The sequence below is a fragment of the Streptococcus koreensis genome (assembly GCF_003627135.1).
In the GTDB taxonomy this organism is placed as follows: Bacteria; Bacillota; Bacilli; order Lactobacillales; family Streptococcaceae; genus Streptococcus; species Streptococcus ilei.
Genome location: NZ_CP032620.1, coordinates 489,752 through 504,148, shown reverse-complemented (window position 1 = coordinate 504,148; position 14,397 = coordinate 489,752). Strand labels below are relative to the sequence as shown.

Here is a 14,397-nt window from a genome sequence, read left to right as displayed (position 1 = left end):
ATAATATAATTATAAATGTAACATAAATAGAAAGGTGTGATCTTATGAAAATGTTCCATTATCATCGTGAGTTCTGGTTGGACTTCCATTTCTGGCTTTTGGTCTTGCTTTTAGTGACTGTAGCTATGATGACACAGGATCCGCTTTCGGTTGTTAGCCGTGCTTATTTTGCTTTTGTAGGGATTTTGATTCTTCTTCAGGTCTTTCAACCGCAGGTGTCCAATCGCCAGTATCCAGTAGGTAGCTACCATTTCAATTGGGACTTTTATCGTGACACCAGACTGTATATTGATCTCTTTTTATTGGCTGGTCTCTTAGAAGGTCCGTTCACTTCAACGGATATAGTTTATTGGATCTTGCTTGGGGCATTCGTCGGCTCTATTGGCTTTGTGTTTGTCGTAAAGGAAAAACCGGTTCAAAAGGTGGCCCAGTGAATTGAAAGTTCTAGAAGATATTTATTTGGGATCTCTCTCCTCGATGATGAAGAGGGAGAATAGAAAAAGGTCTTGCTTCGTTCACACGAAAAAATCCTAGCTTTTTTAAAAGCTGGGATTTTTTGTACTGTTTAGTGAGATGATAAAGAAGTGTTACTATTTGCCTCGTTTGCGAGCGTATTCGTCAAAGGCGCCAGCGAAGGTTCCCATGAGTAGGGGAGTTGCGATCAGTCCGACAGTAATCCAGACGGATCCACCGTCCACATGACTGAGTTCCTGCTCGGACAAGCTTCTAAAACGTGTTTCTTCGAGTTTCATGCTTGCTCCTTTCTAGTGCATAATGCCGTTGATGATACTACGGCCAAAATCACGTCCGGAATTGTATAAAATATTCCATGTTTGAACGATGAATTTTGCCGAGTCAAAGACGGAGGCTCCCCCGTCAATGGTCGCAAGTTCAGCTTCCGTTAGGCAAGTATAATGGATGCTTGTATCCATAGCTATCCTCCTTAATGTAAGATCGTGTAGAGTAAATCAATTGCCTCGTTCAGAATGGTGAAAGTGACCATGAAGGCAATGGCAAATTTAGGAAAGTACCCTTCTACCTGTTTGGGTGCTTTTTTATAAAGAATGCAGTACCCTGTCAAAAGGATGAGGGTGATAAAGGGTAGAGAGATCATGGAAGTACCTCCTTTTAGGAGAATTTCTTTCGAAGATCTTTGCCGATTGTATAGGATAGAGCGAATAGGGAGACGCAGATTGTTGCTGAAATTACTGCTCCACCACCAACATCGACCAGTTCATCTTCCGTCAAGGTTACAAAGTTTTGTTTGAATTCTGTTGTCATTTAGTTTTCCTTTTTATGTTTTACTTGTTTTAGAGCAGTATCGACTGCCAAATAGATTGTAGCTGCAATGGCTAAATTAATCTGCGGTTGAAATGCAATCAGATGTGCATCGTGTAAAATCGTTAAAGCAATGATGATCGCAAATAGAATGGTGTGTAAATGTTGTTTCATAATCCTTACCCTAAAAGCCAACCTAAGGCTAGACCAGTGATGATGCATCCTCCGTATACGATGAAGGGAGCTACCCCTCCATTGACATGAGTTAACTCTTCATCCGTCAGAGTAGTGAATTGGTTGTCAATCAGTTGATTTGTTTGTGTCATAAACTATCTCCTTTTTAATGTATTGTCTGTTATTACTTTCTTTGGCAACTACTTAAAGCCAAGATTCCAAGTGGAATTAAGATGAGAGGGATGAAACCTCCAGTACATTCTTCTAGTTCAGCGTCGTTTAGTTTTGAAAACTTTTTATCAATAGTTGTCATGATATTTCCTTTCTGTTAGAGCACATTGGCTAGTGTTTTTCCGAGTTCGTAGCCTACTTGATAGATGCCATACATCAAAATGGGTGCTAGGATGGTAGCGAGTATGATGAGGGTCATTTTTTTATTTTTCCTTGCTTTCATGATTTCTCCTTACAGGATGATCAGTGATAAGAATAGTAATAGAATAAAAAATTGTGTATTCTTTTTCATGTTAGGTATTCCCTTTCCTTATTTATTTGCGGAAGAAGTAATACAAAAACCATGGGATGATAATGGGAGTATAGTACATCTGTGGTCCTCCTTTCTTTTGTTTGGTCACTTATACTATTCGTATTAAAATCTGGAAATGGGAAAAATTTTTTAAAAGTTTTAGAATGTTTAAATCTCTGAAACTAGTTTCAGAGGGAGGAGATAATAGTTTAAAATATGAAACTATTATCAATTTGATTAGTTAATATTGTAAGCGCTTTAAAAATACTATATAATAACTTTACAAGTACTCGAGTTGACGTAATAAACAAAGGAGATGGAATGTATGTCCAAGATCACGAAAGAAGAATTAATTCAACAGATCAAAGACGGCATTATCGTTTCTTGTCAGGCGCTTCCTCATGAACCTCTCTACACAGAGGCTGGAGGTGTGATTCCTCTCTTAGCGAAAGCAGCTGAGCAAGGAGGAGCGGTTGGAATCCGGGCCAATAGCGTCCGCGATATCAAAGAAATCAAGGAAGTGACAAAGCTTCCGATTATCGGGATCATCAAACGAGATTATCCTCCTGAAGAACCATTCATTACTGCTACGATGAAAGAAGTAGATGAATTGGCTGTATTAGATATCGCAGTGATTGCACTGGATTGTACCAAACGTCCGCGTCATGACGGTCTATCGATTGTCGACTTTATCCAGCAAGTGAAGGAGAAATATCCTGACCAACTCTTGATGGCAGATATCAGCACCTTTGAAGAAGGCTTAACAGCTGTCGAAGCAGGGGTTGATTTTGTCGGAACGACCTTATCTGGGTACACAGATTATAGTCCGAAAATAGACGGACCTGACATTGAGCTGATTCGCCAACTCTGCCAAGCGGGTGTCGATGTGATTGCTGAAGGTAAGATCCACTATCCTGCACAAGCCAAAGAAATTCACGACCTGGGGGTCAGAGGGGTTGTGGTAGGGGGAGCTATTACGCGACCTAAAGAAATTACAGAGCGCTTCGTCGCAGCTTTAAAATAGAAAAAAAGAACAGTAAAAAGAGACAAGGAGGAAGCTAGGAAGAGAGAAGTCATCCAGTAGAAATGAGAATACTTAATGACCACTGTCCTCAGTGAGGATACACTAAGTAAGAGAAATCTTACCGCAAACGTGAGGAGAAATCACATGAAAATGAAAAAAGTACTGTACTCGTTAGTAGCTGGTGCAGCGGTGCTAGCACTTGCAGCTTGTGGATCTGGAGGAGGATCTAAATCTGAATCTTCAAGCGATAACTCTGGTAAAACAGAAATCACTTGGTGGGCCTTCCCAGTCTTTACTCAAGAGAAAGCTGATGATGGTGTAGGAACCTACGAAAAATCTATTATCGAAGCTTTCGAAAAAGCCAATCCAGATATCAAAGTTAAACTAGAAACCATCGACTTCAAATCTGGTCCTGAAAAAATCACGACAGCTATCGAAGCAGGAACTGCTCCAGATGTGCTCTTTGACGCACCAGGGCGGATCATCCAATATGGTAAAAATGGTAAATTGGCTGATTTGAATGATCTCTTTACAGAAGATTTTGTAAAAGATGTCAACAACGACAATATCATCCAAGCTAGCAAGGCTGGCGACACTGCCTACATGTATCCAATCAGTTCAGCACCATTCTACATGGCCATGAACAAGAAAATGTTGGAAGATGCAGGAGTTCTAGACCTTGTCAAAGAAGGCTGGACAACAGATGACTTCGAAAAAGTCTTGAAAGCTTTGAAAGACAAGGGTTATACACCAGGATCACTCTTCAGTAATGGTCAAGGTGGAGACCAAGGTACTCGTGCCTTTATCGCCAACCTTTACGGTGGTTCTGTAACTGATGAAAAAGTAACCAAGTATACAACGGATGATCCAAAATTTGTCAAAGGTTTAGAAAAAGCTTCTAAATGGATCAATGACGGTTTGATGATGAATGGTTCCCAATTTGATGGTGGAGCAGACATCCAAAACTTTGCCAACGGTCAAACTTCTTACACTATCTTGTGGGCACCTTCACAAAACGGTATCCAAGCTAAATTGTTGGACGCAAGTAAAGTTGAAGTAGTCGAAGTACCATTCCCATCTGATTCAGGCAAACCAAAATTGGAATACCTTGTCAATGGTTTTGCAGTCTTCAACAACAAGGATGAAAAGAAAGTAGCAGCAGCTAAGAAATTTGTTCAATTCATCGCAGATGACAAAGAATGGGGTCCTAAGAACGTTGTTCGTACAGGTGCCTTCCCAGTTCGTAGCTCATTTGGTAAATTGTATGATGACAAACGGATGGAAACCATCAGCACTTGGACTAAATACTACTCACCATACTACAACACAATCGACGGCTTTGCAGAAATGCGTACACTTTGGTTCCCAATGTTGCAATCTGTTTCAAACGGAGATGAAAAAGCAGAAGATGCTTTGAAGACATTCACCGAAAAAGCAAACGAAACGATCAAGAAAAAATAGATCATCTATGAAATTAAAATGATCCTTTCATAGAAATAAGAAAGCATAGGCCCCTCGATTTCTTATCTCCATGTGTAGATTGAAAGAGGGGCCTTTGTGTTTTCATTCTTCCTATTGATTCTTTATTTGAAGCAACATGGAATTGCTTCAAATAAAGAATCAAGTAATCAAAATAGAAAAAGAACATCAGGAGGTGCCTTATTGTGAAGGTAAACAAAATCCGAATGAGGGAGACGCTGGTTTCCTACGCATTCTTAGCACCCATTTTAATCTTCTTTATTGTCTTTGTATTAGCACCAATGATTATGGGGTTTGTCACTAGTTTCTTCAATTACTCTATGACCTCCTTCAAATTTGTTGGTTTTGAAAATTATTCCCGCATGTTTGCGGATAAGGTCTTTATCAAGTCCTTGATCAATACCGTTATCATCGTTATTGGATCCGTTCCAATCGTAGTATTGTTTTCCTTGTTTGTGGCTTCTCAGACCTATCATCAAAATGCCATTGCCCGTTCCTTCTACCGTTTCGTCTTCTTCCTTCCTGTTGTTACAGGGAGTGTAGCCGTTACAGTAGTATGGAAATGGATCTATGATCCACTATCAGGTATTTTGAACTTTGTATTGAAATCTGGACATGTCATCAACCAAAATATTTCTTGGTTGGGGGACAAACACTGGGCTTTAATGGCCATCATCATTATTTTGTTGACCACCTCTGTTGGTCAACCAATCATCCTCTACATCGCGGCTATGGGAAATATTGATAATTCTCTCGTAGAAGCAGCGCGTGTCGATGGTGCGACAGAACTTCAAGTTTTCTGGAAGATCAAATGGCCAAGCTTGTTGCCAACAACCCTGTATATTGCGATCATTACGACCATTAACTCTTTCCAATGTTTCGCCTTAATCCAATTGTTGACATCTGGTGGTCCTAACTACTCAACAAGTACCCTTATGTACTACTTATATGAAAAAGCCTTTAAACTCTCTGAATACGGTTATGCCAACACCATGGGTGTCTTCCTTGCGGTGATGATTGCCATTATTAGTTTTGCGCAATTCAAGATCCTCGGAAACGACGTAGAATACTAAAGAAAGGAGCCTCAGATGAAATCAACACAAAAGAAACCCATCACTGCCTTTACAGTGATTTCCACCATCGTTTTGCTCCTTTTGACAGTCTTGTTCATTTTCCCATTTTATTGGATTTTGACAGGGGCCTTTAAGTCTCAACCAGATACCATTATGATCCCACCTCAGTGGTGGCCAAAGACACCAACCATGGAAAATTTCCAACAGTTGATGGTACAAAACCCAGCTCTACAATGGTTGTGGAACAGTGTCTTCATCTCCCTTGCCACCATGCTCTTAGTGTGTATGACCTCTTCCTTGGCAGGATATGTCTTAGCTAAGAAACGCTTCTATGGTCAACGAATTCTCTTCGCTACCTTTATCGCAGCCATGGCCCTTCCGAAGCAAGTTGTCTTGGTTCCATTGGTACGGATCATCAACTTTATGGGAATTCACGATACCCTAGCAGCGGTTATCTTGCCACTGGTTGGATGGCCATTCGGGGTCTTCTTGATGAAGCAGTTTAGTGAAAACATCCCAACAGAACTCTTAGAATCCGCTAAGATCGATGGTTGTGGAGAGTTACGGACTTTCTGGAGCGTTGCCTTTCCGATTGTCAAGCCGGGATTTGCAGCCCTTGCCATCTTCACCTTCATCAACACTTGGAACGATTACTTTATGCAATTGGTTATGTTGACCTCTCGTCAAAACTTGACCATTTCACTAGGGGTTGCGACCATGCAGGCTGAAATGGCTACTAACTATGGCTTGATCATGGCTGGGGCAGCCCTAGCGGCGGTGCCAATCGTTACGGTCTTCCTTGTTTTCCAAAAATCCTTCACCCAAGGGATTACTATGGGAGCGGTCAAAGGATAAGTTGTCCGTTTCGACAAACGATAGTTGTGTACAGATACTTTTTTCTAGGCTGAAAGGTGTAGGGCTCTTGGGAGCTCCACACCTCATCGGTGTCTAGAAGGGGCTGGGGAAGAAACCGCTTGTTTTCTTTTCTCGTCTTAAGATGTGTCGAAAGGATGAGTGCATGATATTTGATGATTTAAAAAACATCACCTTTTACAAGGGAATCCACCCCAATCTAGATCAGGCCGTTGATTTTCTCTATGAGCATCGGAAGGATTCTTTTGAATTGGGGAGATACGAAATTGATGGGGATAAGGTTTTTCTTCTTGTTCAAGAAAACATCCTCAATAAAGAAGTAAGCGACCGCTTTGAGCATCACAAAAAATATGCCGATTTGCATCTATTGGTAGAAGGGCATGAGTTTTCGAGTTATGGATCTCGTGTGACAGATGAGGCTATCGCATTTGATGAAGCATCGGACATCGGATTTGTCCATTGTCAGGAGTCTTATCCGCTACATCTGGGTTATCATAATTTTGCGATTTTCTTCCCAGGAGAACCTCACCAGCCTAATGGTTATGCGGGTCAAGAAGATAAGGTTCGAAAACAGTTAGTGAAGATTTTAATCGATTAAGAGAGTCAGAAAGGAGACGGTATGTCACAAAGAGAAACAGGATTGATCAAAACAGTTTTTAATACAGATAATCTGGTGATGCGAATCAGCGAGAAAATAGCGGACTTAGTCACAGTCAATCTTCTTTTTGTGCTGAGCTGTCTACCGATTGTTACCATCGGAATCGCGAAGATTAGTTTGTATCAAACGGTTTTTGCGATCAAACATCAGCGTCGCCTACCAGTCATTCGGACCTACATCAGCGCCTTTCGCGAAAATTGGAAGTTGGGTCTTCAGCTCGGAGGAATTGAGTTGCTCGTTTCAGGGATCTGTCTCTTTGACTTGTTGCTCTTTTGGAACCAGACAGCTTTGCCGATGCAGGTGTTAAAAGCTGTGTGTCTAGGACTCTTCATATTCCTCCTTCTGGTCATGCTAGCGGCCTATCCAATTGCGGCGCGTTACCGCTTGACTTGGGTAGAGTGTCTTCAAAAAGCTCTGATTGTAACCGGTTTGTATTTCCCATGGTTTTTCGTTATGGGGACTTTCTTGTTGCTAGTAGCTATGGTTTTTGTGACTTCTGTCTTAAGCTTTCTACTAGGGCTCATGGTCTTCTTCTTGATTGGTTTTTCTAGCCTGACCTTCCTACAGGTTGGATTGATGGAAAAAATATTTGCTCGTTTTAAAGAATAAAAAAGAAAAAATAGGATTTTGTAAACATTCGTGAAAGGAAAAAAGAATGTCAGATTTAAAAAAATATGAAGGAGTCATCCCAGCTTTTTACGCTTGCTATGATGACCAAGGAGAAATTAGCCCGGAGCGGGTGCGTGCTCTCGTAGAATATTTTATCGCGAAAGGTGTGCAGGGCTTGTATGTCAACGGATCTTCCGGCGAATGTATCTATCAGAGCGTGGCCGATCGCAAGCTAGTCTTGGAAGAAGTCATGGCAGTGGCTAAAGGGAAATTGACCATCATCGCTCACGTAGCCTGCAATAACACCAAGGATAGCGTGGAATTGGCACGACATGCAGAAGAACTAGGAGTAGATGCCATTGCGGCCATTCCGCCAATCTACTTCCGCTTGCCAGAGTATAGTGTCGCCCACTATTGGAATGAAATCAGCGCAGGAGCGCCAAACACAGACTTTGTCATCTACAATATCCCGCAATTGGCAGGGGTAGCTTTGACACCGAGTCTGTATAAAGAAATGTTGAAAAATCCACGGGTGATTGGGGTCAAGAATTCCTCTATGCCTGTTCAGGATATTCAGACCTTTGCTTCTTTGGGAGGCGATGACCATATCGTCTTCAATGGTCCAGATGAACAATTCTTAGGTGGCCGTCTGATGGGGGCAGGAGCGGGGATTGGAGGTACTTATGGTGCCATGCCTGAGCTCTTCTTGAAACTCAATCAATTGATTGCGGATAAGGACTTGGAGACTGCGCGTGCCTTGCAGTTTGCCATCAATGGTATCATCGGAGTCTTGACGTCTGCTCATGGAAACATGTATGGAGTCATTAAAGAAGTCTTGCGGATCAATGAAGGTCTAGAACTGGGATCTGTTCGGAGTCCATTAACTCCAGTAACTGAAACAGATCAGGAAGTGGTTCAAAAGGCAGCTAGTTTAATCCGTGAAGTTAAGGAACGTTTTCTTTAAAAAGGAATGGAAATCGGAAAGGAGAGGTGTATGGCCTATTACCTAGCGATTGATATCGGTGGGACCAATATTAAATATGGTCTGATTGATGAAGCAGAGAATTTGATTGAGTCGCATGAAATGCCGACAGAAGCTGAAAAAGGGGGACCTGGAATTCTAGGGAAAACCAAAGCTTTAGTAGAATCTTACCTCGAAGAAAATAATATTCTTGGAGTCTGTATTTCGTCAGCTGGCATGGTTGATCCCGATAAGGGGGAAATCTTTTATGCGGGACCTCAGATTCCCAATTATGCGGGAACTCAGTTTAAAAAAGAAATTGAAGATGCCTATCATATTCCCTGCGAAATTGAAAATGACGTCAACTGTGCTGGTTTAGCAGAAGTCATGTCAGGGAATGGCCAGGGGGCTCAAGTTGCGGTCTGTTTAACAGTCGGCACTGGAATCGGTGGCTGTCTCCTAATCAATGGGGAGATTTTCCATGGATTTAGCAATTCTGCCTGTGAAGTCGGTTACCTCCATCTTCAAGATGGCGCCTTCCAAGATTTGGCTTCAACAACAGCTTTAGTTGAATATGTTGCCAAGCAACATGGGGACCCTGTCGAACAATGGAGTGGTCGTCGTATTTTCAAGGAAGCGACCCAAGGAAATACCATCTGTATGGCGGGAATCGATCGTATGGTCGACTACCTAGGTAAGGGGCTTGCCAATATCTGTTATGTTGTCAATCCTCAAGTGGTCATTCTTGGTGGTGGGGTCATGGGACAGGAAGCTATATTGAAACCAAAAATTTCAGTCGCCCTCAAAGACTCCCTCGTTCCAAGCCTTGCAGACAAAACACAATTGGAGTTTGCGCATCATCAAAATACGGCGGGGATGATAGGAGCTTACTACCATTTCAAGCAACAGCAAGCTAGACGCAATTAAATCGAAAAGGCTGGGACAAAAGTCCCAGCCTTTCAATTTTCTTTGCATTGTAGAGCAAGACGCAGTGGTTGAGTAGGCTCTACTACGCTGATTTCATCAGCTTTTACAGCCCTACTCAACTGTGCGGAGGTGGGACGATGAAATCGAATTCTAACGAATTACCGATTTCTGTCCCACTCTCTTTTTGTGGAAAAGAAAAACCAGGTGCCGAAGGCAAAAGCCCTTGGCGCCTGGTGATACATATGGAGACTACCGTCTACGTGAATCGTAGCCATTGAGTTTTTTGTTTTCCCAATAGCTATTGAAAATTCTCTCTTTGCGCTCCCGATCCATTTCAAGAAAGTGAGCGTAGATTAAATCAATCGTGGTTAAGAATGGCAGGGTCGCCGTAATACGGTCAATATAGGTGCTTCCAGGTAGGGGAGCAACTGGTAAAATTTCCGTAAAGTCATCTTTGATAGCGTCTGGTTGAGCCGTAAGAAGAACGGTTTTTGCCCCCATTTCTTGAGCATCCAAGAGGCTATGGATAATCGAGCGTGTGGTTCCCGACAGAGAGAAGGCAATGACCAGACAGGATTTATCCAAGATACTGGTCGTCCATGCAAAGCCGTCTTGATCGGTTAAGGCCTCACAAATAACGCCTAGTCGGAGGAAACGAAGTTTCATCTCAGAAGCCACCAATCCTGAGCTTCCTTTTCCAAAGAAGTAGACCCGATCTGCTTGAGTGATTAAGTTAGCGACTTCTTTGATTTGGTCATCTTTTGCTAGGTTTTCTGTAGCCTGAAGGACATGTTGGTAGCGACGCAAGACATCCTGGGTTAATTCATCGTGCGGGGATTGTTGTTTTTGAGATTTGGTTTCTTCGTTAAAGTGATAGATAAATTCTCGATAGCCTGTGAAGCCACACTTTTGGGAAAAACGGGTCAAAGCAGCTTTGGATACATGCAACAGTTCCGTCACTCTAGACGAGGAAAGAGAGTGTTGCTGTGCTTCAGGAGATAAAAAATAGCGGGCGATGTCTAACTCTAGCTCCGTCATTTCTTCTTGATGGCTCTTAATAATGCTTCGGAGATCACGATCTTGTTTCACAGCGGTCCTCCTTTCAACTGAGGTTACACATGGAGAAAATCCTATAATATATTTCACAGTATAACATAAAAAACCGGGATATACAAGGAGTACGACCAGCGAACGACTGAAAGAAGGAACAGAATCAGCGTCTCTTTTGAATCAACTTTGTAAAAAAAATAACCTCTGGAAACAAAGGAAAGACGCTGAAAAAAGTTGTTAAAATATGTTATAATTTACACAAGAATTTGTTCCTTCTCGTAAAGGAAGAGGTAAGGAGGTGGAGTGATGGCCAACGCAACTCTAGAAATGATGCAAGAGATTGAAATGGCGGCAGAAGCCGTTGTCGCAAGTTACGAAGATCAGGTCCAAGATTTGCGCCAACAGTTAGGTGATCACCTACAGGAGGTGGCAGCATCCTATGACAAAGAGACCGCAAAGCTAGTAGCAGAGCGGGAAGAGTCCTCGAGAGCGACGATTGCTAGCTTGGCAGCAGACCTTGCAGTGACCAGCCAGCGCAATGACGAAAAGGTGCAGCAAGCCATGACAAATAAGCGAGCAGCTTTGGTAGACGAAATTGTAGAAAAGGTGGTAGCAACCTATGGCAATTAGCCCAATGCAACACCTTTCCCTAGTCTTGCCCACAAATCTAATGGACGAGCTTCTCTTGTCGCTCCAGTCAGAGGAATCCGTCCAAATCTATGATTTGAGCGAGCAAGAGGACTGGCAAGTTGCTTTCCAGACGAGTGATAGGACCAAAGGATCAGCTCAAAGACTGGATGAACTAAGACGTCGGGAAGAGCAGTTAGAAAAGGCCATTCAAGCTTTGGAGCCTTTCATTCCTCAAAAGAAGGGATTAGAAAAACTAAAAGAAGCTCCCTTGTCTTTATCTTTTCACGATTTAGAGTCTCATGGGCTTATCCGTGATGAGCAACGTCTCTTACAGTCGGTGCAAAAACAATTGGCTGTCTTAGCAAAGGCGCGGGATCGCATCCAGCTAGCCCAAGAAGAGCTTGCCTCTTTGGAAAAATGGGTTGACTTGACAATGACACCGGACCAGCTCAAGCGTTTCCGCTATGTTCATGGCTTAATCGGCACCATTCCCAATAGTGAACAGGATCAGGCGCGTCAAGCCTTGCTAGCGCACCCAGATGTAGAGGTTGATGTAGTTTTCAGCTCGGAAACAGAGCATGGAGTCGTTGTCCTGTATAAGTCTGGTGACTTAGCGGATCTTCAAGATACGCTGACCAGTTCGCATTTCAAAGAGTTTGACTATCAGGGAGAGACCCTGCCGAAAGAACGTTTGGAGCAACTCAAGAGAGAGATCAAAGAACAAGGAGCTGTTGAAGCGGCTACTTTGGAAAGGCTCAGCCAAGCCAAGGAAGATCTCAACCAACTCAAGTACCAACTCGATTATGTCTTGAGTCTAGGAGCTCGGGAAGAGGCTAAAGGCTCTCTTGCCAGTACAGCCCATCTAGTCGCATTAGAAGGATGGATTGAGACCTCTCAACTCGAAGCTTTAAAGGGCAAACTTCAAAAGGAATTTGGGAACCAAGTCGTCTTGCAGACGCGAGAGGCTACCCAAGAAGAATGGGATCAGGTGCCAATCAAACTGAAAAACAATGCCTTGGTGGAGCCTTTCGAGTTGGTGACTGAGATGTATGCCCTGCCCAAGTATTACGAGAAAGATCCGACGCCAATCGTCTCTCTCTTCTACTTTGTTTTCTTTGGAATGATGGTAGCAGATATTGGCTATGGCCTCTTGTTAACGCTGGCAACTGGCCTTGCTCTAAAAGCTTTCCAGCTACGGCCGAGCGCAGCAAAAAACCTTCGCTTTTTCTGCCTCTTAGGAATCTCGGTAGCCCTTTGGGGAGTCGTATATGGTTCCTTCTTCGGCTTTGAGATGCCCTTTGCTTTGATCAGCACGACCACCAATGCTATGACCATCTTGATCCTATCGGTTGTCTTTGGTTTCATCACCGTTTTGGTTGGTCTCTTCCTAGGAGGGATGAAAAATGTCCGTCTGAAAGACTATACGGAAGCCTACAATGCAGGCTTTGCCTGGGTCTTGATCTTATTAGGTTTGATGCTCTTAGCAGTCGGGAATATCCTACCAGGCTTATCCTACCTAGTTCCCATTGGCCAGTGGCTAGCTATTCTCAATGCGATTGGGATTCTGGTGGTGTCCATTGTCAGTGCCAAGAAATTATCAGGATTAGCAGCAGGTTTGTTTAACCTCTACAATGTTAGTGGCTATGTCGGAGACCTGGTCAGCTTCACCCGTTTGATGGCGCTCGGTTTATCTGGGGCTAGCATCGGGTCAGCCTTTAACTTGATTGTCAATCTCTTCCCGACTCTGGGACGGTTCACAGTCGGCCTTGTCCTCTTTGTCCTACTCCATGCTATCAACATGTTCCTGTCCTTCTTATCAGGCTACGTGCACGGGGCTCGTTTGATCTTTGTCGAGTTCTTTGGCAAGTTCTACGAGGGTGGTGGCAAACCCTTCCGACCTCTAAAACCGTCAGAACGCTATGTTAAAACAAAAAAATAATTCAGTAAATCAATCATAAAAAATTTTATAGGAGTATATTCATGGAATCTTTAGCTTCATATTTCTCAACCCATGGGGGTGCCTTCTTTGCAGCACTTGGTGTAGCCATTGCAGTGGCTCTTAGCGGAATGGGTTCAGCCCTCGGTGTTGGTAAGACTGGTCAAGCTGCTGCCGCACTCTTGAAAGAACAACCAGAAAAATTTGCCCAAGCTTTGATCTTGCAATTGTTGCCAGGTACACAAGGTCTGTATGGTTTCGTTATCGGGATCTTGATCTGGTTGCAAATTAAGCCAGATATGGCTCTTGAAACAGGAGTTGCTTACTTCTTCACAGCTCTTCCAGTAGCGATTGTTGGCTATTTCTCAGCGAAACACCAAGGGAATGTCGCAACTGCTGGGATGCAAATCTTGGCAAAACGTCCAGAAGACATGATGAAAGGGGTTATCCTTGCAGCCATGGTTGAAACCTATGCCATCTTGGCCTTCGTTGTGTCCTTCCTTTTGACTCTTCGCGTCGGCTAATTTAGACACACCTAAGTCAAAGAAGAGGAGGCTTCTCTTCGTCTTTTATCGGTGGGGAAGAACTCCAAAGGAGGAAATAGAAACAATGACGGATTATTCCCAATTAAAGGACTCCATCCTTGAACAGGCCCATGAAAAAGGCCGGAAATTAGTGGCGGAAGCGACGGCTAAGGTCCAAGCAGAAGCCCAGTTGCAGGAAGCTCGTTTGGTAGAAGAAAAGTTACACCAACGGGCGGTTCAATTGCAGACCATTGAGCGCCACTTGCAACGTGAAAGCCAACAAATCGAAAATCAAAAACGCCAATCGACATTGGTCACCAAGCAACGGGTTTTAAAAGAGTTGTTTGCGGACGCCTACCAAAAAATGGCGGCTTGGTCGCGTGAAGAAGAACTCGCATTTCTTCACCGCGTTCTTCCTCGTTATGAAGACCAAGCAATGGTCTTAACCCTAGGTGCTGTGACGGCAGAAAAACTGACGGATCAAGATCGTCAGGATTTGATAGAGGCCTATCCACAGCTTCAGTTAGCAAAAGAAACTCTTGCACAAGAAGCAGGTTTTATCCTTTCCTTTGGCAAAGTGGATGCCAGCTATCTCTACCGAGATCTCGTCGATGCTGTACGGGAGGAGCAGAGCTTCCATATGGCAGCCAGCATTTTTAAAGAAGAGAAGAACTAGGA

21 protein-coding genes are annotated in these 14,397 nt (G+C 43.3%); 13 read left to right on the top strand and 8 right to left on the bottom strand.

Annotated features, from left to right (window positions below):
* Positions 1–44 precede the first annotated feature (44 nt).
* Positions 45–434: an ABC transporter permease gene (locus D7D50_RS02740; RefSeq protein WP_120701405.1), complete on the top strand. Its 390-nt coding sequence runs from the start codon at positions 45–47 to the stop codon at positions 432–434.
* Positions 435–590: 156 nt separating this feature from the next.
* Here the strand turns inward: D7D50_RS02740 and D7D50_RS10145 are convergent, their stop codons facing one another.
* The 7 genes from D7D50_RS10145 to D7D50_RS10330 form a co-directional block, all read right to left on the bottom strand.
* Positions 591–752 (bottom strand): hypothetical protein, encoded by a 162-nt coding sequence (locus D7D50_RS10145; RefSeq protein ID WP_006595272.1) that lies wholly within the window; start codon positions 750–752, stop codon positions 591–593.
* 12 nt (positions 753–764) lie between these two features.
* The gene (locus tag D7D50_RS02735; RefSeq protein WP_023024913.1) at positions 765–932 is read right to left on the bottom strand and encodes a hypothetical protein; all 168 of its coding nucleotides are present in this window, start codon (positions 930–932) and stop codon (positions 765–767) included.
* Positions 933–1,128: 196 nt separating this feature from the next.
* Complete coding sequence (locus tag D7D50_RS02730) at positions 1,129–1,281, bottom strand: bacteriocin (protein ID WP_120701404.1); 153 nt, start codon at positions 1,279–1,281, stop codon at positions 1,129–1,131.
* Positions 1,282–1,452 carry a hypothetical protein gene (locus D7D50_RS10140; RefSeq protein WP_167444698.1) on the bottom strand — a complete coding sequence of 57 codons (171 nt, stop codon included), beginning with the start codon at positions 1,450–1,452 and terminating at the stop codon, positions 1,282–1,284.
* Between the two features lie 5 nt (positions 1,453–1,457).
* Positions 1,458–1,604 carry a class IIb bacteriocin, lactobin A/cerein 7B family gene (locus D7D50_RS02725; protein WP_120701403.1) on the bottom strand — a complete coding sequence of 49 codons (147 nt, stop codon included), beginning with the start codon at positions 1,602–1,604 and terminating at the stop codon, positions 1,458–1,460.
* Between the two features lie 32 nt (positions 1,605–1,636).
* Positions 1,637–1,765: a hypothetical protein gene (locus D7D50_RS10335; RefSeq protein ID WP_257791134.1), complete on the bottom strand. Its 129-nt coding sequence runs from the start codon at positions 1,763–1,765 to the stop codon at positions 1,637–1,639.
* 15 nt (positions 1,766–1,780) lie between these two features.
* Entirely contained in the window at positions 1,781–1,906 is a 126-nt protein-coding gene (locus D7D50_RS10330) for a hypothetical protein (protein WP_257791133.1), read from the bottom strand.
* Positions 1,907–2,300: 394 nt separating this feature from the next.
* Here D7D50_RS10330 and D7D50_RS02720 point away from each other — a divergent pair, with 394 nt between their 5' ends.
* From D7D50_RS02720 to D7D50_RS02685, 8 genes are all read left to right on the top strand, one after another.
* Positions 2,301–2,999, top strand: a complete 699-nt coding sequence (locus D7D50_RS02720) for an N-acetylmannosamine-6-phosphate 2-epimerase (RefSeq protein ID WP_120701402.1) — start codon at positions 2,301–2,303, stop codon at positions 2,997–2,999.
* Positions 3,000–3,143: 144 nt separating this feature from the next.
* On the top strand, positions 3,144–4,460 hold the full coding sequence (locus tag D7D50_RS02715; RefSeq protein WP_120701401.1) for an extracellular solute-binding protein: 1,317 nt from the start codon (positions 3,144–3,146) through the stop codon (positions 4,458–4,460).
* A gap of 203 nt (positions 4,461–4,663) precedes the next feature.
* Entirely contained in the window at positions 4,664–5,551 is an 888-nt protein-coding gene (locus tag D7D50_RS02710; protein WP_023027490.1) for a carbohydrate ABC transporter permease, read from the top strand.
* 15 nt (positions 5,552–5,566) lie between these two features.
* On the top strand, positions 5,567–6,406 hold the full coding sequence (locus D7D50_RS02705) for a carbohydrate ABC transporter permease (RefSeq protein WP_023027491.1): 840 nt from the start codon (positions 5,567–5,569) through the stop codon (positions 6,404–6,406).
* A gap of 163 nt (positions 6,407–6,569) precedes the next feature.
* On the top strand, positions 6,570–7,022 hold the full coding sequence (locus D7D50_RS02700; protein ID WP_120701400.1) for a NanQ anomerase/TabA/YiaL family protein: 453 nt from the start codon (positions 6,570–6,572) through the stop codon (positions 7,020–7,022).
* 21 nt (positions 7,023–7,043) lie between these two features.
* Positions 7,044–7,691 carry a YesL family protein gene (locus D7D50_RS02695; protein WP_120701399.1) on the top strand — a complete coding sequence of 216 codons (648 nt, stop codon included), beginning with the start codon at positions 7,044–7,046 and terminating at the stop codon, positions 7,689–7,691.
* 46 nt (positions 7,692–7,737) lie between these two features.
* Positions 7,738–8,655 (top strand): dihydrodipicolinate synthase family protein, encoded by a 918-nt coding sequence (locus D7D50_RS02690; RefSeq protein ID WP_120701398.1) that lies wholly within the window; start codon positions 7,738–7,740, stop codon positions 8,653–8,655.
* Between the two features lie 30 nt (positions 8,656–8,685).
* Entirely contained in the window at positions 8,686–9,579 is an 894-nt protein-coding gene (locus tag D7D50_RS02685; RefSeq protein WP_120701397.1) for an ROK family protein, read from the top strand.
* 249 nt (positions 9,580–9,828) lie between these two features.
* Here the strand turns inward: D7D50_RS02685 and D7D50_RS02675 are convergent, their stop codons facing one another.
* Positions 9,829–10,617: a MurR/RpiR family transcriptional regulator gene (locus D7D50_RS02675; RefSeq protein ID WP_237394710.1), complete on the bottom strand. Its 789-nt coding sequence runs from the start codon at positions 10,615–10,617 to the stop codon at positions 9,829–9,831.
* 318 nt (positions 10,618–10,935) lie between these two features.
* Between D7D50_RS02675 and D7D50_RS02670 the strand changes: the two genes are divergently transcribed.
* The 4 genes from D7D50_RS02670 (at position 10,936) to D7D50_RS02655 (ending at position 14,395) form a co-directional block, all read left to right on the top strand.
* On the top strand, positions 10,936–11,259 hold the full coding sequence (locus D7D50_RS02670; protein ID WP_023027497.1) for a hypothetical protein: 324 nt from the start codon (positions 10,936–10,938) through the stop codon (positions 11,257–11,259).
* Complete coding sequence (locus D7D50_RS02665) at positions 11,249–13,198, top strand: V-type ATP synthase subunit I (protein ID WP_120701395.1); 1,950 nt, start codon at positions 11,249–11,251, stop codon at positions 13,196–13,198. Before D7D50_RS02670 ends, D7D50_RS02665 begins: the two co-directional genes overlap by 11 nt.
* 41 nt (positions 13,199–13,239) lie before the next feature.
* Positions 13,240–13,719 (top strand): V-type ATP synthase subunit K, encoded by a 480-nt coding sequence (locus D7D50_RS02660; protein WP_023024938.1) that lies wholly within the window; start codon positions 13,240–13,242, stop codon positions 13,717–13,719.
* Between the two features lie 85 nt (positions 13,720–13,804).
* A complete protein-coding gene (locus D7D50_RS02655; RefSeq protein ID WP_120701394.1) occupies positions 13,805–14,395 on the top strand; it encodes a hypothetical protein in 591 nt (196 codons plus the stop codon).
* The last annotated feature ends 2 nt before the right edge of the window (positions 14,396–14,397 follow it).

Bases quoted from the DNA above. Each gene is read 5' to 3' on its own strand.
- D7D50_RS02740 (WP_120701405.1), top strand. From the start codon at position 45: ATGAAAATGTTCCATTATCATCGTGAGTTCTGGTTGGACTTCCATTTC.
- D7D50_RS10145 (WP_006595272.1), bottom strand. From the start codon at position 752: ATGAAACTCGAAGAAACACGTTTTAGAAGCTTGTCCGAGCAGGAACTC.
- D7D50_RS02735 (WP_023024913.1), bottom strand. From the start codon at position 932: ATGGATACAAGCATCCATTATACTTGCCTAACGGAAGCTGAACTTGCG.
- D7D50_RS02730 (WP_120701404.1), bottom strand. From the start codon at position 1,281: ATGACAACAGAATTCAAACAAAACTTTGTAACCTTGACGGAAGATGAA.
- D7D50_RS10140 (WP_167444698.1), bottom strand. From the start codon at position 1,452: ATGAAACAACATTTACACACCATTCTATTTGCGATCATCATTGCTTTA.
- D7D50_RS02725 (WP_120701403.1), bottom strand. From the start codon at position 1,604: ATGACACAAACAAATCAACTGATTGACAACCAATTCACTACTCTGACG.
- D7D50_RS10335 (WP_257791134.1), bottom strand. From the start codon at position 1,765: ATGACAACTATTGATAAAAAGTTTTCAAAACTAAACGACGCTGAACTA.
- D7D50_RS10330 (WP_257791133.1), bottom strand. From the start codon at position 1,906: ATGAAAGCAAGGAAAAATAAAAAAATGACCCTCATCATACTCGCTACC.
- D7D50_RS02720 (WP_120701402.1), top strand. From the start codon at position 2,301: ATGTCCAAGATCACGAAAGAAGAATTAATTCAACAGATCAAAGACGGC.
- D7D50_RS02715 (WP_120701401.1), top strand. From the start codon at position 3,144: ATGAAAATGAAAAAAGTACTGTACTCGTTAGTAGCTGGTGCAGCGGTG.
- D7D50_RS02705 (WP_023027491.1), top strand. From the start codon at position 5,567: ATGAAATCAACACAAAAGAAACCCATCACTGCCTTTACAGTGATTTCC.
- D7D50_RS02700 (WP_120701400.1), top strand. From the start codon at position 6,570: ATGATATTTGATGATTTAAAAAACATCACCTTTTACAAGGGAATCCAC.
- D7D50_RS02695 (WP_120701399.1), top strand. From the start codon at position 7,044: ATGTCACAAAGAGAAACAGGATTGATCAAAACAGTTTTTAATACAGAT.
- D7D50_RS02690 (WP_120701398.1), top strand. From the start codon at position 7,738: ATGTCAGATTTAAAAAAATATGAAGGAGTCATCCCAGCTTTTTACGCT.
- D7D50_RS02685 (WP_120701397.1), top strand. From the start codon at position 8,686: ATGGCCTATTACCTAGCGATTGATATCGGTGGGACCAATATTAAATAT.
- D7D50_RS02675 (WP_237394710.1), bottom strand. From the start codon at position 10,617: ATGACGGAGCTAGAGTTAGACATCGCCCGCTATTTTTTATCTCCTGAA.
- D7D50_RS02670 (WP_023027497.1), top strand. From the start codon at position 10,936: ATGGCCAACGCAACTCTAGAAATGATGCAAGAGATTGAAATGGCGGCA.
- D7D50_RS02665 (WP_120701395.1), top strand. From the start codon at position 11,249: ATGGCAATTAGCCCAATGCAACACCTTTCCCTAGTCTTGCCCACAAAT.
- D7D50_RS02660 (WP_023024938.1), top strand. From the start codon at position 13,240: ATGGAATCTTTAGCTTCATATTTCTCAACCCATGGGGGTGCCTTCTTT.
- D7D50_RS02655 (WP_120701394.1), top strand. From the start codon at position 13,805: ATGACGGATTATTCCCAATTAAAGGACTCCATCCTTGAACAGGCCCAT.